Consider the following 18,127-nt stretch of genomic DNA (forward strand, 5'->3'; position numbering starts at 1 on the left):
CTCAGTAAAGCACGGGACGTTGTCAGGCGTGGGTTTTGGCGTGGCCGCCGAGATAGGCCGCGGCGATAGCCTCATTGCCCCACAATTCGTCGGGCTTGCCGCCCAGCACGATCCGCCCCGTTTCCAGGACAAAGCCATGATCGGCGACCGAAAGTCCCATGCGCGCATTTTGCTCGACGAGCAAGACCGTGGTGTCCTTCCTGATCTGCGAAATGATGCGGAACACCGCCTGCACGATCACAGGCGCCAGCCCGAGCGACGGTTCGTCGAGCAGCAGCAGCCGCGGCTTGGCCATCAGGCCGCGCGCCACCGCGACCATCTGCAGCTGGCCGCCGGACAGCGTCCAGCCGAGCGCGTTGGAAAAGGCGCGGATGTCCGGGAACAGATCGAACATCGCGTCGGCCTCGCGCGAGATCTGCGACGCCGGCACCTTCCGGTTCGATGCGCCGAGCATGATGTTCTCTTTCACGGTGAGGCCCGGAAACACGCGGCGGCCTTCCGGCACGTGCGAGATGCCGAGCCGGACGATCGCTTCGGGCCCGAGGCCCGCGATCGAGTGGCCGTCGAACATAATGTCGCCGGAGGCGGGCTTGGCGAGGCCTGAGATCGCGCGCAGCGTGGTCGACTTGCCGGCGCCGTTGGCGCCGAGCAGCGTGACCACCTGGCCCTGCTCCACGGCGATGGTGACGCCGCGCAGCGCTTCGATCTCGCCGTAGCGGACCACGAGATTGCGGATTTCGAGCAGCGGCATCATTCGCTCCCGAGATAGGCGGAGACGACGTCGGGATGGCGCAGCACCGCCATCGACTCGCCGTCCGCGATGCGGCGTCCGAAGTTCAGCACGGTGATGTGCTGGGCGGCCTCCGACACCAGCGTCATGTCGTGATCGATGATCAGGATGGTGAGGCCCTGGGCAGCGATGCGCTTCAGCAGCTCATGCAGCTCCAGCTTCTCGGTCGAGTTGAGACCGGCCGCCGGCTCGTCGAGCAGCAGCAGCGTCGGGTTCGACGCCAGCGCCCGCGCGATCTCGATCAGGCGCTGGTGGCCGTAGGAGAAGCTCGAGATCAATTCGTTGGCGCGGTTACCGAGCCCGACGAAGGTCAGCGCCTCCATCGCGCGCTCGGTCAGCGCGTCCTCGCCCTTCCCGATCATGGTGTTGCCGGGCCGTTCGGCGCCGATCTCGACATTCTCCAGCGCGGTCATCGAGCGGAACAGGCGGATGTTCTGGAAGGTGCGTCCGAGGCCGGCCGCCGTGCGCTGATGCGGCGCCATGTTGGTGATGTCGGTGCCGTCGAGCACGATCCTGCCCGCGGTCGCCTTGTAGAGCCCGGACAGCACGTTCAGCGTCGTGGTCTTGCCGGAGCCGTTCGGCCCGATCAGCGCATGCACGCTGCCGCGCTTCACCGCGATATCGACGCCGTCGACCGCCTTGAGGCCGCCAAAGTGCTTCGAGAGCCCGGTCACTTCGAGCACGATGTCGCCGCCTGACGTCGCCGGCTTGAGCTGTAAGGCCGCCGCGGCCGGCGGCGCCTTGGTGTGCGCACGCCAGCGCGTGAATGCGTCCGACACAAAACCCCAGATGCCGTCGGGCATGAAGCGGATGATCAGGATCACGAACAGGCCGTAGATCGCCAGATAAAGTCCCGGCACGCTCTTGAGGAAGCGCAGCCATTCCGGGATCAGGATCAGGAGGCCCGTACCGATCACCGAGCCAATCGGCGAGGCCACGCCGCCGAGCAGCGACATGGTCAGGAACACGATCGATTCTGCGAACGAGAACTGGTCCGGGCTGACATAGGCGAAGCCGCCGGCGAACAGGCCACCGGCCAGACCGCCGAGCAACGCGCACAGGCCGAAGGCGTAGATCTTGGTGCGGAACACGTCGATGCCATTGACGCCCGCCGCAAGCTCGTTGTCACGCACCGCGCGCATGGCGCGGCCGAGCTTGGTATCAGGCAGATGCCAGACCAGATAACCGACGATCGCGAGCATCGCGACGCAGAAGGCCAGGTAGCTCTGCGAGGACTGGAACAGCTCCGGCCGGCGAATGTTGGCGACGCCGTCCGGCCCGTGGGTCACGCCGATGGCATTGATCATCACCAGCGTCACGATCTGCTGGAACGAGATCGTCACCATCGCAAGGTAGTGCCCGCCGAGCCGCAGCGTCGACATGCCGAGGAACGCGCCGGCGATCAGCGTGATCGCGCAGGCGCCAACCAGGCAGAGCCAGAAGTTCAGGTGCAGGTCCGCGGTGCCGAGCCCGACCACATAGGCGCCGAAGCCGAAGAACGCGGCCTGCGCCAGGTTGATCTGGCCGCACAGGCCGAGCACGACCGACAGCCCGAACACCGCGATCGAGAAGGTCGTGGCCTGCAGCAGGATGTTGAGGATGTACCCGTCGAACCGCATGCCGGCGGCGAGCGCCACCAGCACCGCGGCGCCGATGAAATACGGCAGATGACGGATGATCAGCGGCTTCGAGCGCACGGCCGGCGCGGGGATCATGTTGTCGGTGGCGCTCATGCTTTCTCCGCGACGCGTTCGCCGAAGATGCCCTGCGGCCGGAACACCAGGAAAGCGATCAGCACCAGGAAGGCAAAGCCGTCCTTGTACGGCACCGAAATATAGGCGGCGCCGAACGTCTCGATGACGCCGAGCGCGAGGCCACCGACGATGGCGCCGGCAACGTCACCGAAGCCGCCGATGATGGTCGCGGCAAACGCCTTCAGCGCAATCGTCGAGCCCATCTGGATCGAGACGAACAGCACCGGCGCCACCAGGATGCCGGCGAGACCGCCGAGCACGGCCGAATAGATGAAGGTGATCATGATCATGGTGGAAACGGAAATGCCGAGCAGCGAGGCCATTTCCTTATCCTGCGAGGTCGCCTGCAACTTCTTGCCGAGCAGCGTCTTCTCGAAGAACCAAAAATTGAACAGCACCAGAAGGATCGTGACGCCGATGATCAGAAGATACTGGCTGTCGAGATAGACCGGGCCGAGCTGGATGCCGGGCGTATCGAACCAGCCCTGCAGCACCTGCGGCTGCGGGCCGTAGATCGCAAGCACCGAGTTCGACAGCAGGATCGAGGCGCCGATGGTGGCGATGATCACGGGCAGATAGGTGCGATTGCGCAGCGGATAATAGACGCCGAGATTGAAGATGACGCCGAACAACGCCATGCCGGCGAGCGCGATCAGGAACGACAGCCAGTAAGGCCAGCCGAGATCGACCGAGAACACCACCATCAGATAGGCGGCGACCATCGAGAACTCGCCTTGCGCGAAGTTCACCACGTTGGTGGCACGGAAGATCAGCACGAAACCGAGCGCGACCAGCGCGTAGACCGCGCCGATGCCGATGCCGGTAAAGAGCAGTTGGAGGACGAGATCCATGACGAGCGCTCGATCTGAGAATTGTGTCGCGGGCGAACGGCCTCTCCGAGGTGGCCCGGAGAGGCCGAACCGCTATCAATCGTTGAAGTCGATATGCTTGTCGTAGACGATCTTGCCCTTGTCGTTCTTCACGACATTGTAGCCGTGCAGACCGTCGCCGTTCTTGTCGAAATTGTACTCGCCCTCGGCGCCGGCGAACTTCTGCGTCGCGAGGATGGCGTCGCGGATCTTGTTCGGATCGGTCGAGCCGGCCTTGTTGATCGCCGCCGACAGGATGGTGATCGCATCGTACGGCCAAGCGCTCTGGTTGTCGGGCGCGGTCTTGTAGGCATCGCGATAGGCCTTGCCGAACGCCTTCGCCGCATCGCTTGAATCCTCGGCGAAGTCGGCGACGCCGTAGGTGTTGAACAGCGCGGGGCCGGCGAGCTTGGTCGAGGAGACCGCCACCACCGAGGGCGAGCCGACCCAGGGGATATTGACGCCGAGCTGGCGCAGCTGGCGGGCAAAGATGCCGAGATCGTTCTCGAAGGTGAAGTAGGTGCCGAGCACGTCAGCGCCGGACTGCTTCACGGCCAGTACGACCGGGGTGAAGTCCTGACTCTGATTGGCATAGCCCTGGTCGAGCACCGGCGGCGCGCCAAGCTTGGTCAGCGCTTCCGAGAGTGCCTTGCCGCCCGCGGTGCCGAAGGCGTCGGTGGAATGCACGATCGCCCATTTCTTCTTGCCGAGCGTGTTGACGCCGAAGTCGGCGATCACGCGGCCGGAATAATTGTCGTTCGGACGGAAGCGGAACAGCCAGGGATTGCCGGAATGGGTGAGGTCGGGATTGGTGCCGCCGATCATCACCGGCTTGCCGACCTTGATCACGTCGGGCGCCATCGCCTGCACCTGGGTCGAGCGGATCGAGCCGAGGAAGGCGACGATGTCGGATTGCGCGGCGAGCTTGGAGAATGCCAGCACGATGCCCGGATTGGTGGTCTGATCGTCCTCGATGACGAGTTCGACCTGCTTGCCGAGCACGCCGCCGGCCTTGTTGACCGCGGCCAGCGCCAGCTTGGCGCCGTTCTGGGCCCACAGCCCCTGCTCCGCCGCGGGTCCGGTCACCGGCACGCACATGCCGATCTTGATCGTCGCACCCTGCGCCCAAGCGCTGCGCATCAGCGCGGGTGCAGCGAGACCTGCCGCCAAACCAGCGGAAAACTCACGTCTCGTCAGTTTCATTCCATCCTCCCTGTGATGCGCCGAACTTGCTGTCGGCTGCGTTGAGACGAGCTGACGCGTCGATCTGTTGGCCCGTTCGCAGCCATCAAACGGCGCGACGAGCAAACGTGAGCACCGCTGCAGCGCACAAGCCGTGCAACGGCGACCATCAATCTGGCGCTTGACCCAGCTAAACATGATTGCACATTGCACGCAATAGTCAAAAGTTCGCTGGCAGAGGTGCGTAAATGCCTGCTACGAGCGACCATGACGCGATCACGTGATAGTGTGGCCAGCGGGCAGCCATTCCATGTCGATTCCACGAGCGAAATCGCAGACCAGACGAAAACAGCCGGCCTACGCGCTGATCAAGAGCGCATTGGCAAAGCACATCCGCGCCGGTCACGTGCCACCTGGCACGGTCCTTTCCGAATCGGCGATCGCGACCTTGTTCGGCTCCAGCCGCTCTCCGGTGCGGCAAGCTTTTGAACAGCTCGAGCATATCGGCCTGGTGCGGCGGTTCGACGGTCGCGGCGTCATCGCCGGCAAGCGCAAGGTCGACCCTCGGCGCGTCCCGATCACACCGGAAATGTTTGGGCTGACCGACGGCCCCGTCGATGCCGTGCGCAGCGACGCTTGGGATACGCTCTACTACAAGCTCGAACGTGAGATCATTTACCGGTCGCTGTTCGGACGCTTCCGCGTCAGCGAGCTCGCATTGGCGCGGCATTTCCGGGTGGGGCGCACGGTGGCGCGCAACCTGCTGCTGCGCGCGCAGGCGATCGGCATCCTCGAGAAGGGCGCCAAGGCGCACTGGTACGTAGTGCCGTTGGACGAGGACCGCCTCCGCGACATCTTCGAGGTGCGCGCAACGCTCGAGCCGCTGCTCCTCAAATCCGCGACGGCGACAATTCCTGCCGCCCTGCTCGACCGTATGGCGGAGCGGCTGCGCGAGGGGATCCAGCACCGCGACCGCGTCGGCGTCGGCGAACTCGATGAGATCGAAGGCGACCTCCATATCCGCTGCCTGGGTTACGGCGCCAATCGCGAGATGATCGAAGCCCTCAAGCGCACCCACTGCGCTTTCGTGATCGGCAAGCACATTCAGGTCGCCCTGACCGCGCCGCAGATCGATTCCTTCATGGACGAGCATCTGGTGATCATCGAGGCCTTGCGCACGCGTGACGGCGACGCGGCGGCAGCCATCTTGCGCCGCCATATCGAATGGTCCCACTCGAAGGTCGCGGGCTGGATTGCCGAATTCCGCGCCATCAACGTGATTTCGCGCGTGCCCTACATGGCCTGAGCGCGAATGCCGCGCATGATCGAAGCTACTCGTCAGCCTCGACCTCGGCGTCATCGGACGAGCCCATTCCGGCCAGGCTCGCTTCGAGCGCGCCCAGCATCTCCTGCAATTCGGCAAGCTTGCGCGCCCCGAAGCGCCGGGTGATCTCGGCATAGATCGTCTCCGACGTCGGCGCCACCGCCTCGATCAGCTTCAACCCCTTGGCGGAGATCGAAACCACTGCGCGCCGCGCGTCGTTCTCCGCTGCCTTGCGCTCGATCAACGCGCGGCCCTCGAGATCGCGAAGGATTCGCGACAGGCTCGGGCCGAGCAGAAACGCCATGCGGGCGAGTTCGGTGACCTCGATCTCGTCGACCGCGGTGAGCGCGCGCAGGATCCGCCATTGCTGCTCGGTCAGCCCGTGATTGCGCAGCGACGGACGGAATTGCCGCATCACCGCCTCGCGGGCGCGAAGCAGCGACATCGGCAGCGAGCGCGAGAACTCGCGCATCGGTGTCCGTCGCGCCGCCACGTCCTCGCCCTGCCCCGGCCGAATGTCGTTCGAATTTTTGCGCGCCATTACCTAATCCTGCGCAACGAAATTTTGCGTTGCAACATGCCTTGATTCAGTTTGCGGGAATTCAATTAACATGTTAATCATCTCCCGACATCCACTTTTGTGTAGCACGCATGGCCCTCTCCAAGGACGATATCCGCGCTGCCGCCGAACGGCTCGACGGCGCGGAAAAGACCCGCAAGCAAATCCGCCAGCTCTCGCTGGAATACCCCCGCATCACCCTCGAAGACGCCTACGCGATTCAGAAGGCCTGGGTCGAGATGAAGGTGGCGCAGGGCCGCGTCGTCAAGGGCCACAAGATCGGCCTGACCTCGAAGGCGATGCAGAGCGCGCTCAATATCGACGAGCCCGATTCCGGAATCCTGCTCGACGACATGTTCTTCGCCGATGGCGGCCTGGTCCCGACCGACCGCTTCATCGCCACCCGCGTCGAGGCCGAGCTTGCCTTCGTGATGAAGCATCGCCTGACCGGGCCGAACTGCACACTGTTCGATGTGCTGAACGCGACCGATTTCGTGGTACCGGCGCTGGAGATCCTGGATACCAGGGTCGAGCGCGTCGATCCCGAGACCAAGGCGACCCGCAAGATCTTCGACACCATCGCCGACAACGCCGCCAATGCCGGCATCGTGCTCGGCGGCCGGCCGATCCGCCCGCTGGACGCCGACCTGCGCTGGATCGGCGCGCTGTGCTTCCGAAATGGCCAGCTCGAGGAAACCGGCCTGGCCGCCGGCGTGTTGAATCATCCGGCGACCGCGGTGGCGTGGCTCGCCAACAAGATCGCGCCGAACGGGCTGGCGTTGGAAGCCGGCCAGGTCGTGCTGGCGGGCTCCTTCATCCGTCCGATCGAGACCCGCACGGGCGACACCATCCAGGCCGACTACGGACCGTATGGTTCCGTAAGCTGCTACTTCGCCTGACGCCTTCAGCAGGAGCGCTGCATGCCGCATTTCACGCTTGAATACTCTGCCAATCTCGACGATCTGGTCGACATGGGCGCGACGGTCGAACTGGTCCGCAAGGCCGCGGTCGAGACCGGCATCTTCCCGCTCGGCGGCATCCGCGTCCGTGCCGTCAGATGCGAGCACTACGCGATCGCCGACGGCCGCAAGAATTACGGTTTCCTCGACATGGTGCTGCGGCTCGGCGAAGGCCGCGATCTCGCCACCCGCAAGAAGGCCGGCGAGTACATCTTCAAGGCGCTATCGGCTCATCTCGATCCGGTCTTCGCCAACAGCAAATTCGCGTTGTCGTTCGACATGCAGATCAACGACAAGGAAACCAGCTGGAAACGCAACAACATCCACGACGCACTGAAGGTGGAGACGGTCAATGGATAAAGCGACAGCGAAATCGCCAGCCGACGTGTTCCAGGCCAACCGCGATCGCGCCGGCCCGCTGCTTGCAAGCTTGAAAGCCGAAGGCATCGGCCATGTGATCGACGGCAAGATCGTGCCGGCGGCCTCCGGCCAGACCTTCGAGACGAGATCGCCGATTGACGGCACGGTGCTGGCGACGGTCGCACGCGGCAATGCCGAGGATATCGACCGTGCCGCAACCGCGGCGTCCGAGGCCTTCAAGGCCTGGCGCGACATGCCGGCGGCGCAGCGCCGCAAGCTGCTGCATCGCGTCGCCGATGCGATCGAGGCGCGCGCCGACGACATCGCCGTGCTCGAATGCATCGACACCGGCCAGGCGCACCGCTTCATGGCCAAGGCCGCGATCCGCGCCGCGGAGAATTTCCGCTTCTTCGCCGACAAATGCGGCGAGGCCCGCGACGGTCTCAACACGCCTTCGGACGAGCACTGGAACATCTCGACCCGCGTGCCGATCGGCCCGGTCGGCGTGATCACGCCGTGGAATACGCCGTTCATGCTCTCGACCTGGAAGATCGCGCCGGCGCTCGCGGCCGGCTGCACCGTGGTGCACAAGCCGGCGGAATGGTCGCCCGTCACCGCCGATCTGCTGGTCAAACTCGCAAAACAGGCCGGCATCCCCGACGGCGTGCTCAACACCGTGCATGGTTTCGGCGAAGAGGCCGGCAAGGCGCTGACCGAGCACCCCGCCATCAAGGCGATCGGCTTCGTCGGCGAGAGCGCGACGGGCTCAGCGATCATGGCGCAGGGCGCGCCGACCTTGAAGCGGGTGCATTTCGAGCTCGGCGGCAAGAACCCGGTGATCGTATTCGATGATGCCGATCTCGATCGCGCGCTCGATGCCGTCGTGTTCATGATCTACTCGCTCAATGGCGAGCGCTGCACGTCGTCGAGCCGGCTGCTGGTTCAGGAGAGCGTCGCCGGCAAGTTCATCGAGAAGCTGACCCAACGCGTAAAGGCGCTCAAGGTTGGCCACCCCCTCGATCCCGCCACCGAGATCGGGCCGCTGATCCATGAGCGGCATCTCGCCAAGGTGTGCAGCTATTTCGACGTCGCCAAGAAGGACGGCGCCACGATCGCGGTCGGCGGCAAGCCGCATGACGGTCCTGGCGGCGGCCACTATGTGCAGCCGACGCTGGTGACCGGCGCGAACGCAAAAATGCGCGTCGCGCAGGAGGAGGTGTTCGGCCCGTTCCTGACCGTGATCCCGTTCAAGGACGAAGCTGACGCCATCGAGATCGCCAACGGCGTGCAGTACGGCCTGACCGGCTATGTCTGGACCGGCGACATGGGCCGCGCGCTGCGCGTGGCGGATGCGCTGGAAGCCGGCATGATCTGGCTCAATTCGGAGAACGTCCGCCATCTGCCGACCCCGTTCGGCGGCATGAAGTCGTCAGGCATCGGCCGCGACGGCGGCGACTACTCGTTCGACTTCTACATGGAAACCAAGCACGTCTCGCTCGCGCGCGGGACGCACAAGATTCAGAAACTGGGAATTTAGCCAGCCGTCGTTCCGGGGCGATGCGCAGCATCGAACCCGGAACCTCGAGATTCCGGGTTCTCGCTTCGCGAGCCCCGGAATGACGATAGAATTGAGGGGAAACACCGATGCCCGTTCCAACGCACGTTTTCGATCCGCCGTTCAACATCATCCGCTGCAGCCATGCCGTGCTCGACGTCACGAATCTCGACAAGAGCGCCGCCTTCTACGAGAAGACGGTCGGCCTCCACATCGAGAACCGCGACGACAAGTCGGTGTATCTGCGCGCCAGCGAGGAGCACCAGCATCACTCGGTGGTGCTGCGCAAGGCGCCGAAGGCGGCCTGCAACCGGCTTGGCTTCAAGGTCGGCAACGACGGCGACCTCGACAAGGCCGCCGCCTTCTTCTCCGAGAACGGCATCGCCTACGCTTTCGTCGACCAGCCGTTCCAGGGCCGCACCCTGCAATTCACCGATCCGTTCGGCTTCCAGATCGAGCTTTACGCTACGATGGAGAAGCGCCCCCATCTCTTGCGGCGCTACGATCTCTACAAGGGCTGCCATCCGCAGCGGCTCGACCATTTCAACGTGTTCGCCGCCGAGGTGCAGGACACAGTCGATTTCTACGCCCGGCTCGGCTTCCGTCTCACCGAATATGCCGAGGAGGACGGGGACAACGGCCGCATCGCAGCCGCCTGGATGCACCGCAAGGGCAATGTCCACGACTTCGCCATCACCAACGGCCGCGGCCCGCGCCTGCACCACATCGCCTATTGGGTACCGACCGCGATGAACATCGTGCATCTCTGCGACGTGATGGCCTCCTCCGGCTACCTCAAGAACATCGAGCGCGGTCCTGGCCGGCACGGCATCTCCAACGCCTTCTTCCTGTACATCCGCGATCCCGACGGCCACCGCATCGAGCTCTACACCAGCGATTATTTCACCGGTGATCACGACCATGAGCCGCTGCGCTGGTCGCTGCGCGATCCGCGCCGCCAGACGCTGTGGGGCGCGCCGGCGCCGCGCTCCTGGTTCGAGGAAGGCTCGACCTTCGCCGGCCAAGCGGTGCGCGAGCCGCGCTTCGTCGCCGACGTGCTGGTCGCGGACTAGTGCGCGCCTTCCTCCTCACGTCGTCCCTGCTTTCGCAGGACGACACCAATTATGGGACTACTAATGCCCTCTCCTCGCCTCGCCACCTATTCCTTCAACGGCGCCACCAGCTATGGCGTCGTCACCGACACCGGCATCGTCGACCTCTCGTCGCGCTTCGCCAAGGACTATCCGACGCTGCGCGAGGCGATCGCCGCCGGCGCGCTGAGCAGGCTCGTGGAGGACGCCGCCAGGCGCGCGCCCGACCACGCGCTCGACGCAGTCGACTGGCAGCCTCCGATCCCGGCGCCGGAAAAGATCATCTGCATCGGCGTCAACTACCCGGACCGCAATGCCGAATACAAGGACGGCTCGGACGCGCCGAAATACCCGAGCATGTTCCTGCGGGTGCCGCGCTCCTTCGTCGGCCACAACACGCCGGTGGTGCGGCCGCGCATCTCGCCGCAGCTCGACTATGAGGGCGAGCTGGTTCTGGTGATCGGCAAGGCCGGCCGGCACATTGCGGAGAGCGCCGCGCTCGATCACATCGCCGCGATCACGCTCTGCAATGAAGGCACCATCCGCGACTGGGTGCGGCACGCCAAGTTCAACGTCACCCAGGGCAAGAACTTCGATTCCACCGGCAGCCTCGGCCCGTGGATCGTGCCCTACACCGGTGAAGCGCAGATCGCCGATATCCGTCTGACCACGCGGGTGAACGGCGAGACCCGCCAGGACGACCGCACCTCGCGCTTGATCTTCGGCTTCCGCTACCTCATCAACTACATCTCGACCTTCACGACGCTGGTTCCCGGCGACATCATCGTCACGGGCACCCCGACCGGTGCAGGTGCGCGGTTCGATCCGCCGCGCTATCTGAAGCCCGGCGATGTCGTCGAGGTCGAGGCCGAAGGCGTCGGCATCCTGCGCAACAGCGTCGTCGACGAAGCCACCTAACCTCACCAGCAAAGTGGACAGTGCCATGACCTCAACATCCGGCGGCGAAGCGATCGTCAACGGCCTCGTCGCCCACGGCGTCGACACCGTGTTCGGCCTGCCCGGCGCGCAGATCTATGGCCTGTTCGATGCCTTCCACCAGGCCCAGCTCAAGGTGATCGGCGCCCGGCATGAGCAGGCCTGCGGCTACATGGCGTTCGGCTATGCGCGCTCCAGCGGCAAGTCCGGCGTGTTCAGCGTGGTGCCCGGCCCGGGCGTGCTCAACGCCTCGGCGGCGCTGCTCACCGCATTCGGCTGCAACGAGCCGGTGCTGTGCCTGACCGGTCAGGTGCCGACGCAGTTCCTCGGCAAGGGCCGCGGCCATCTGCACGAGATGCCGGACCAGCTCGCGACGCTGCGCACCTTCGTGAAATGGGCCGACCGGATCGAATACCCTGATAACGCCCCCGCGCTGGTGTCGCGCGCGTTCCAGGAGATGCTGTCGGGCCGGCGCGGCCCGGCCTCGCTGGAGATGCCGTGGGACGTGTTCACCCAGCGCACCCAGGTCACAGCCGTCAAGCCGTTCGATCCGTTGCCGGCGCCGCAGCCCGATGCGGACCGCATCAAGGCGGCCGCCGACCTGATCGCCGGCAGCAAGGCGCCGATGATCTTCGTCGGCAGCGGCGCCATCGAGGCGCGCGAGGAGATCCTCGAATTGGCCGAGATGATCGACGCGCCTGTCGTCGCCTTCCGCAGCGGCCGCGGCATCGTCTCCAACGCGCATGAACTCGGGCTCACCATGGCTTCGGCCTACAAGCTCTGGCCGAAGACCGACCTGATGATCGGCATCGGCACGCGCCTCGAGCTGCCGACGATGTCGCGCTGGCCCTACCAGCCCGCCGGACTGAAATGCGTGCGCATCGACATCGATCCGGTCGAGCTGCGGCGCTGGCCGGCCGATGCCGGCGTGATCGCGGACGCCAAGGCCGGCACCGCCGATCTCGCCGCCGCTGTGCGCAAGGTGGGCTACCGCAGGACCTCCGGCCGCCGCGCCGCGATCCGCGAGGCGACGGCCGCGACCGAGCAGGAGATCCAGCGCATCCAGCCGCAGATGGCCTATCTGAAGATCCTGCGCGAGGTGCTGCCGGCGAGCGCCATTGTCACCGACGAGCTGTCGCAGGTCGGTTTCGCCTCCTGGTACGGCTTTCCGATCTACGAGCCGCGGACCTTCGTCACCTCGGGCTATCAGGGCACGCTCGGCTCGGGTCTCCCGACCGCGCTTGGCGCCAAGGTCGCCAATCCGGACAAGCCGGTGGTCGCGATCACCGGCGACGGCGGCTTCATGTTCGGCGTGCAGGAGCTTGCCACCGCCGTGCAGTTCAAGATCGGCGTGGTGACGCTGGTGTTCAACAACAACGCCTATGGCAATGTCCGCCGCGACCAGCGCGAGCGCTTCGACGGCCGCGTCGTCGCCTCCGACCTGGTGAATCCGGATTTCGTGAAGCTTGCAGAATCCTTCGGTGTCGGCGCCGCGCGGGTCACCTCGCCGGATCACTTCCGCCCCGTGCTGGAGAAGGCGCTGGCCGACGGCGGGCCTTACGTGATCTCGGTGGAAGTGCCGACGGATTCGGAAGTCTCGCCCTGGGCGTTCATCCATCCGGCGCGGAATAACTAAGCCAAACGCTCGTCATTCCGGGGCGATGCGCAGCATCGAACCCGGACTCTCGAGATTCCGGGTTCGTTTCGCGCCACGGGAATGGCGACGCTAAGCGCTCTTCACCCCGCGTTGCAGCCGTGAGGCGGCGATCACGAGCAGGCCGGCGCCGGCGACCGACCAGCAGGCGACCGGCGCCCAATGCACCAGCGGCGCATAGTCCGGCATCTTCTGCAGGCCGCCCGCGACGGCCGCCATCCGCGCAAAGGTCGCAAGCGCCAGCGCCGAGAACACGAGGCCGGTGACCTTGCCTTCCGCGCCGGCCTCCCCGATCGCGAGCGCCGCGGACACCGCGCTCATCAGCATGCAGCCCCAAGCGGCCCCTGCCATGAATTGCGCCACGATCAGGACGTTGAGACTGCCGGCGATCTCGGCGGCGATGATCGCAAAGGCACCGAGCAGTCCCGCCGCGCCCATCACGATCAGGCCGCCGCGATGCTTGACGACGATGCTTGCCGGAAACATCGCGATGTTGAAGCCGATCCAGAATACCGGCATCAGCCATTGCAGCTCGTCCGCCTTGGCAAAGCGCAAATAGAACGGCGCGCTGTTGATGTTGAAGTGCAGCTGGTAGCCGAGCGACAGCAGCACCATCGATCCGATCAGGAACATCGGCACCGCCCCGAGCCGCTTCGCCGGGGGCGCCAGCCGCGCCGGCTGCGCCTCTGCCGCGATGCGGCGCTCGACGCCTGAGAAGGCGAGCGCGGTCAGCAGCAGCACCGCGCCTGACAGCACGAACGGCAGCCGTGCATCCTGGTTGCGCAGCACGACGCCAAGATAGGGCGAGACCGCGCCCGCGATGCCATAACCCAGCATCGCCAGCGCCGCGAGGAACGGCACCGAGGGTTGCGCGCGATACTTGCCGAGCAGCGTCAGCGGCGGCGCCCGCAAGGCCGACGACGTCACGGCCCAGATCACGATCAGCACGATCAGCCAGACCCTCGCGCCCGGCCCGGTGCCGGCGACGTAAGGCAATGCGACGAAGGCGGCGCAGGAGATCGCGGCAAGGATACCGACAAACAAGCCAAGGCGGCCGACCAGGCTCGAGATCCTGTCGGCGGCCATGCCCATCGCCGTGTCGGTGACGGTGAAGATGCCTTGATCCATCATCAGGATCAGGATCACGGTCGACGGCGCGATGCCGACATCGGCGCACAGCTTCGGCAGATAGATCAGATAAGTGGTCCAGCCCAGCGTGAAGACGAGCTGCAGCACGGCGAGATAGACGCCGGTACGGTTGACGGCGCGGTCGGCCTTGGTGGTCATCCGCCAAGTCTAGACCACCCGGCGGTTCAGCGCACCTTGCGGAAGGTCAAATTGATGCGCTGGCGGCCGAGCACACTGTGCTCGCCATCTGCGAGCGGTGCCACGCCGTGATAAAATAGCCGTGACGAGCCGCCCCACACCGCAACGTCGCCATGTTCGAGTCGATAGCGGCGCGGCGTGTCGCTGCGCTGCAGGCCGCCGAACAGGAAGATCGCCGGCAGCCCGAGCGAGATCGACACGATCGGTGCGCGGTAGTCGAGCTCGTCCTTGTCCTGATGCAGCGACAGTTTTGCGCCGGGGACGTAGCGATTGATCAGGCAGGCCTCAGGCGCGAAGCCGTTGAAGCCGGCTTCATCAGCGGCGTCGGCGGCGAGCCTGCGCAACACCTCCGGCATTTCAGGCCAGGGTTGTCCCGAGACGGGATCGATCGGATCATAGCGATAGCCGCTGGGATCGGAGACCCAGCCGACGCTGCCGCAATTGGTCATCGCGACCGACATGCGGTGGCCGCCCGGCGTGATCAGATGCCGGAACGGCGCCTGCTTGACGATGGCACGCAAGGCCGGGATCAGCTCGGCCTCGAACGGCCGGACAAAGCCGCGCAACAGCACCGCGCCATCCGCGATCGTCTCGCGCGATGGCCGGGCATCGCCAATGGTCTCGAACAGATCGGTGGCCACGCCTCTCTCGCACTCACTTCGCGTCGTGGAAGATCACACCAACGGTGTGGCGATGGCCGGAGCGAATCCTGCTGACGCCGTGGCGCAGATTCACACGATACGGTCCGCGCGTCCCCTGCACCGGTCGATGATGCACGGCAAAGGCCACCGCATCGCCCTTGGTGAGCGGCACCACCTCGGGCCGCGACTGCATCCGCGGCCGCTGCTCGGTCAGCACGAATTCGCCACCCGTAAAATCGCGCCCGGGCTGCGACAGCAGGATCGCGACCTGGATCGGGAACACGTGCTCGCCATAGAGATCCTGGTGCAGGCAGTTGTAGTCGCCCTCGCCATATTGCAGCAGCAGCGGCGTCGGCCGCGTCTGTCCGGCGTCATGGCAACGCTTCAGGAACGCCGCATGCGACGGAGGATATCGGATATCGATCCCCATCGTCTCGTTCCAGCGATTGGCTGTCGCGGTCAGCCGCGTATAGAGCGCCGGCCGCAGCTCCGCGATCAAATCCGGCAGCGGATAGGAGAAATACTTGTACTCGCCGCGACCGAAGCCGTGACGGCCCATCACGATCCGGCTGCGGAACTGGCTGTCGTCGGGATACAGCGCGGCGATGGCATCGCATTCCTCAGGCGTCAGCAGGCCGTTGAGGACGGCGCATCCCTGATCGTCGAGGTCGGTCTTGATCTGGTCCCAGTCGAGCCCGTCGAAGCGGGCCGGGATGCCGGTGGATGGGCGGGTAATGGTTTTGGCTGTTGCTGTCATGGGACGGAATCTGGCCCCTGATTGCGGCCCGCGCCACCCGATTTCCGATCGAAAGATGCAGAGAACGTCACCACAATTACGGTGTCGTCCCGGCGAAAGCCGGGACCCATAGCCACCGTCGTCAGTTGTTGAGATCGGTGGGGCCACAGCGTGCCAACCACAACACTCTGTGGTTATGGGTCCCGGCGAAGGCCAGGCTTTCGCCGGGACGACGCACGTGGAGAAAGCGTCGATCATCTCCCTCACAACAACAACGCGGCGAGCAATCAGCCCCTCACCGGCAGCGTCACCACATCGTAGCCGTGGCTGATCTTCCGCTTCAGCACCGGGTCTTCCAGCTCGAACTCGAACCGGCTGGCGGGGCGGATGCCGCCCTTGGCCGCGAAGGTGCCGCCGAACATGGCGCAGCCGTCGGGCAGCGCACCTTGGTCGAAGCCGCGCGCGATCAGGTCCTTCACCGGCAGCATGTGATCGAGCGTGCCTTCCTGGTAGAGCACGCGCTGGCCGCCGATCACGGCCCAGGAACGCAGCACCAGCTGGTCCCAGTGGCCGATCACGTCCTCGAGTTCCCACAGCTCCGATGCCATCGGCTTGTCGCACATCTGCTTCGACACCGTGACGCTGTAGCTCTCGACCTTGCGGTCGGTGTGGTCGGAGCCGCAGCCGACGAAGATGCGGCCCTGCCAGCCGATCAGCACGAACTCGACCTCGCCGCTCGAGTCCTCGCCGCAGACTTCGATGGCATCGGCGAAGGTGAGCCGGCGCGCCGAGCAGCGGTAGTAGATCGGCGTGGTCGCGGGCCGCGCGATGCCGAGCGCCTCGAGCTCGGCGATGTGCTTGTCGCGCGCCACCGGATCGCGGCCGGTCCAGCCGGCGATCACGGCCTGCCTGATTTCCAGTGTGAGCGGAGTGGCGACGCCTTTGTCGTCGACATTGAAGGTGAGATCAAACACGGATCACGGTCTCCATTCCGGCAGCGAGCTCGAAAATGCGCCGATCCGAACCGCCCGCGGCGGCGAGCATCAGGCCGACCGGCGCCTCGCCCTCGTGATGCGCGGGCAGCGAGATCGCGCAGCCGTCGAGCACATTGATCAGCGTGCAATTGCGCAGCGCGCGCAAATTCTCGGTGGCGAACGCCTTGTCGTCGGCGAGGCTGGCGATCGTAGGCGGCAGGTTCGCCGTGGTCGGCAGCACCATCGCATCATAGGGCGCGATCCGCTTCTCGGTACGGGCGATGAAGGAGCGGCGCGCGTTGAGCAGATCGATATAGTCGGCGGCCGGAAAGCCCTCGCCGCGCTGGATGCGCACGGCGACGCGCGGATCGTAGATGTCGCCCTTGCTGGCCAGCAGGAAGCGATGCCAGGCATAGCTTTCGGCGGCGGCAAAGCCGCCCTTGACGTTCATGACGCCGACATCGAGCAATTCGGGCACCTCGATCCGCTCGATCAAGGCGCCTGCGCGCGACAACGAAGCAAGCGCGCGCTCGAAGGTTTTTGCGACGGCATCGTCGAGGTCGTCGAGCGCGACCGTGGTCGGCACCGCGAGCCGCATGCCCTTCACCGGGCGCGACGTGATCGGCGTCACCGGTTGATCCGCCAGCACCGCGTCGAGCGCGGCGCAGCAGGCCACCGAATTGGCCAGCGGGCCGTAGCTGTCGAGCGTGAACGACAGCGGCACGCCGCCATCGAGCGGAATCCGGCGTTGCGTCGGCTTGTAGCCGACGATGCCGTTGAAGGCGGCGGGAATCCGGCAGGAGCCGCCGGTATCGGTACCGAGCGCGCCGAACGCCATGCCGTCCGCGATCGAGACCGCCGCCCCCGAGGACGAGCCGCCCGGCACGTGGCCGGCGCTCCGGTTCCAGGCGCTCTTCGGCGTGCCGTAATGCGGATTGATGCCGATGCCGGAATAGGCGAACTCGGTCATGTTGGTGCGGCCGATCACGATGAAGCCGGCGCGCTTGAGCCGCGCCACGACAGGTGCATCGGCATCCGCCGGCGCGGAATCCTCCAGCGCGCGCGAGCCCGCCCGCGTCACCTGCCCCTTGATGTCGAACAGGTCCTTGATCGAGACCGGTATGCCGGCAAATGGCGACGGCGCGGCATTGGCCTTGCGCAGCCGGTCCATGGCGTCGGCGGCCTCGAGCGCGGCGTCGCGGTCGACATGGATAAAGGTGCGTTGGCCCTCGCCTGAGGGATCAGCGATTTTGGCGATGCACTGCTCGACGAGCTTGCGGGCAGAGGTCGCGCCGCCGGCGAGATCGGCGGCCAGGGAGGCGAGTGTCGGATTCTTGGGCATGGCTTTCACTTTACGGCTTGCACTTCATGGCTTGCAGTTGATTGTCGCGCGAACCGAGGCCGATTTCCAGCCCGC

At 65.6% G+C, this 18,127-nt stretch carries 17 protein-coding genes; 7 read left to right on the forward strand and 10 right to left on the reverse strand.

The window, feature by feature from the left end:
- Positions 1–22 precede the first annotated feature (22 nt).
- The 4 genes from J2R80_RS37020 to J2R80_RS37035 form a co-directional block, all read right to left on the reverse strand.
- The gene (locus J2R80_RS37020; RefSeq protein ID WP_057015754.1) at positions 23–751 is read right to left on the reverse strand and encodes an ABC transporter ATP-binding protein; all 729 of its coding nucleotides are present in this window, start codon (positions 749–751) and stop codon (positions 23–25) included.
- A complete protein-coding gene (locus J2R80_RS37025; RefSeq protein ID WP_141339479.1) occupies positions 751–2,523 on the reverse strand; it encodes an ATP-binding cassette domain-containing protein in 1,773 nt (590 codons plus the stop codon). The genes J2R80_RS37020 and J2R80_RS37025 overlap by 1 nt, the downstream gene beginning before the upstream one ends.
- Positions 2,520–3,395 carry a branched-chain amino acid ABC transporter permease gene (locus J2R80_RS37030; protein WP_016841141.1) on the reverse strand — a complete coding sequence of 292 codons (876 nt, stop codon included), beginning with the start codon at positions 3,393–3,395 and terminating at the stop codon, positions 2,520–2,522. Before J2R80_RS37030 ends, J2R80_RS37025 begins: the two co-directional genes overlap by 4 nt.
- 75 nt (positions 3,396–3,470) lie before the next feature.
- Positions 3,471–4,616 (reverse strand): ABC transporter substrate-binding protein, encoded by a 1,146-nt coding sequence (locus J2R80_RS37035; RefSeq protein ID WP_028331737.1) that lies wholly within the window; start codon positions 4,614–4,616, stop codon positions 3,471–3,473.
- A gap of 289 nt (positions 4,617–4,905) precedes the next feature.
- On the opposite strand from J2R80_RS37035, the gene J2R80_RS37040 reads away from it, so the two are divergent.
- On the forward strand, positions 4,906–5,901 hold the full coding sequence (locus tag J2R80_RS37040; RefSeq protein WP_076832993.1) for a GntR family transcriptional regulator: 996 nt from the start codon (positions 4,906–4,908) through the stop codon (positions 5,899–5,901).
- 25 nt (positions 5,902–5,926) lie between these two features.
- Here J2R80_RS37040 and hpaR read toward each other — a convergent pair whose 3' ends face one another.
- Entirely contained in the window at positions 5,927–6,460 is a 534-nt protein-coding gene (hpaR, locus tag J2R80_RS37045; RefSeq protein ID WP_057015717.1) for a homoprotocatechuate degradation operon regulator HpaR, read from the reverse strand.
- Positions 6,461–6,570: 110 nt separating this feature from the next.
- On the opposite strand from hpaR, the gene hpaH reads away from it, so the two are divergent.
- The 6 genes from hpaH (at position 6,571) to J2R80_RS37075 (ending at position 13,015) form a co-directional block, all read left to right on the forward strand.
- Entirely contained in the window at positions 6,571–7,377 is an 807-nt protein-coding gene (gene hpaH / locus J2R80_RS37050; RefSeq protein ID WP_076832990.1) for a 2-oxo-hept-4-ene-1,7-dioate hydratase, read from the forward strand.
- Positions 7,378–7,398: 21 nt separating this feature from the next.
- Positions 7,399–7,797 carry a 5-carboxymethyl-2-hydroxymuconate Delta-isomerase gene (locus tag J2R80_RS37055; RefSeq protein WP_076832987.1) on the forward strand — a complete coding sequence of 133 codons (399 nt, stop codon included), beginning with the start codon at positions 7,399–7,401 and terminating at the stop codon, positions 7,795–7,797.
- On the forward strand, positions 7,790–9,334 hold the full coding sequence (gene hpaE, locus J2R80_RS37060; protein WP_253640313.1) for a 5-carboxymethyl-2-hydroxymuconate semialdehyde dehydrogenase: 1,545 nt from the start codon (positions 7,790–7,792) through the stop codon (positions 9,332–9,334). Before J2R80_RS37055 ends, hpaE begins: the two co-directional genes overlap by 8 nt.
- A 107-nt stretch (positions 9,335–9,441) precedes the next feature.
- Positions 9,442–10,425, forward strand: a complete 984-nt coding sequence (gene hpaD, locus J2R80_RS37065) for a 3,4-dihydroxyphenylacetate 2,3-dioxygenase (RefSeq protein ID WP_057015721.1) — start codon at positions 9,442–9,444, stop codon at positions 10,423–10,425.
- 63 nt (positions 10,426–10,488) lie between these two features.
- Entirely contained in the window at positions 10,489–11,361 is an 873-nt protein-coding gene (locus J2R80_RS37070) for a fumarylacetoacetate hydrolase family protein (protein WP_057015722.1), read from the forward strand.
- Positions 11,362–11,386: 25 nt separating this feature from the next.
- Positions 11,387–13,015, forward strand: coding sequence for a thiamine pyrophosphate-dependent enzyme (locus J2R80_RS37075; protein WP_253640314.1), 1,629 nt, complete (start codon positions 11,387–11,389; stop codon positions 13,013–13,015).
- 90 nt (positions 13,016–13,105) lie between these two features.
- Here J2R80_RS37075 and J2R80_RS37080 read toward each other — a convergent pair whose 3' ends face one another.
- The 5 genes from J2R80_RS37080 to J2R80_RS37100 form a co-directional block, all read right to left on the reverse strand.
- A complete protein-coding gene (locus J2R80_RS37080; RefSeq protein WP_253640315.1) occupies positions 13,106–14,320 on the reverse strand; it encodes an MFS transporter in 1,215 nt (404 codons plus the stop codon).
- A 26-nt stretch (positions 14,321–14,346) separates the two neighbouring features.
- Entirely contained in the window at positions 14,347–15,000 is a 654-nt protein-coding gene (gene alkB, locus J2R80_RS37085) for a DNA oxidative demethylase AlkB (RefSeq protein ID WP_057015725.1), read from the reverse strand.
- 13 nt (positions 15,001–15,013) lie between these two features.
- Entirely contained in the window at positions 15,014–15,757 is a 744-nt protein-coding gene (locus J2R80_RS37090) for a 2OG-Fe(II) oxygenase (protein WP_057015726.1), read from the reverse strand.
- Positions 15,758–16,023: 266 nt separating this feature from the next.
- Positions 16,024–16,710, reverse strand: coding sequence for a DUF2848 domain-containing protein (locus tag J2R80_RS37095; RefSeq protein WP_028331749.1), 687 nt, complete (start codon positions 16,708–16,710; stop codon positions 16,024–16,026).
- Positions 16,703–18,052, reverse strand: coding sequence for an amidase (locus J2R80_RS37100; protein ID WP_076833562.1), 1,350 nt, complete (start codon positions 18,050–18,052; stop codon positions 16,703–16,705). Before J2R80_RS37100 ends, J2R80_RS37095 begins: the two co-directional genes overlap by 8 nt.
- Between the last annotated feature and the right edge of the window lie 75 nt (positions 18,053–18,127).

The sequence above is a fragment of the Bradyrhizobium sp. USDA 4541 genome (assembly GCF_024171085.1).
Classification (GTDB): Bacteria; Pseudomonadota; Alphaproteobacteria; order Rhizobiales; family Xanthobacteraceae; genus Bradyrhizobium; species Bradyrhizobium australafricanum.

Coding starts and splice junctions, on each gene's coding strand:
- J2R80_RS37020 (WP_057015754.1), bottom strand. CDS start 751: ATGCCGCTGCTCGAAATCCGCAATCTCGTGGTCCGCTACGGCGAGATC.
- J2R80_RS37025 (WP_141339479.1), bottom strand. CDS start 2,523: ATGAGCGCCACCGACAACATGATCCCCGCGCCGGCCGTGCGCTCGAAG.
- J2R80_RS37030 (WP_016841141.1), bottom strand. CDS start 3,395: ATGGATCTCGTCCTCCAACTGCTCTTTACCGGCATCGGCATCGGCGCG.
- J2R80_RS37035 (WP_028331737.1), bottom strand. CDS start 4,616: ATGAAACTGACGAGACGTGAGTTTTCCGCTGGTTTGGCGGCAGGTCTC.
- J2R80_RS37040 (WP_076832993.1), top strand. CDS start 4,906: ATGTCGATTCCACGAGCGAAATCGCAGACCAGACGAAAACAGCCGGCC.
- hpaR (WP_057015717.1), bottom strand. CDS start 6,460: ATGGCGCGCAAAAATTCGAACGACATTCGGCCGGGGCAGGGCGAGGAC.
- hpaH (WP_076832990.1), top strand. CDS start 6,571: ATGGCCCTCTCCAAGGACGATATCCGCGCTGCCGCCGAACGGCTCGAC.
- J2R80_RS37055 (WP_076832987.1), top strand. CDS start 7,399: ATGCCGCATTTCACGCTTGAATACTCTGCCAATCTCGACGATCTGGTC.
- hpaE (WP_253640313.1), top strand. CDS start 7,790: ATGGATAAAGCGACAGCGAAATCGCCAGCCGACGTGTTCCAGGCCAAC.
- hpaD (WP_057015721.1), top strand. CDS start 9,442: ATGCCCGTTCCAACGCACGTTTTCGATCCGCCGTTCAACATCATCCGC.
- J2R80_RS37070 (WP_057015722.1), top strand. CDS start 10,489: ATGCCCTCTCCTCGCCTCGCCACCTATTCCTTCAACGGCGCCACCAGC.
- J2R80_RS37075 (WP_253640314.1), top strand. CDS start 11,387: ATGACCTCAACATCCGGCGGCGAAGCGATCGTCAACGGCCTCGTCGCC.
- J2R80_RS37080 (WP_253640315.1), bottom strand. CDS start 14,320: ATGACCACCAAGGCCGACCGCGCCGTCAACCGTACCGGCGTCTATCTC.
- J2R80_RS37090 (WP_057015726.1), bottom strand. CDS start 15,757: ATGACAGCAACAGCCAAAACCATTACCCGCCCATCCACCGGCATCCCG.
- J2R80_RS37100 (WP_076833562.1), bottom strand. CDS start 18,052: ATGCCCAAGAATCCGACACTCGCCTCCCTGGCCGCCGATCTCGCCGGC.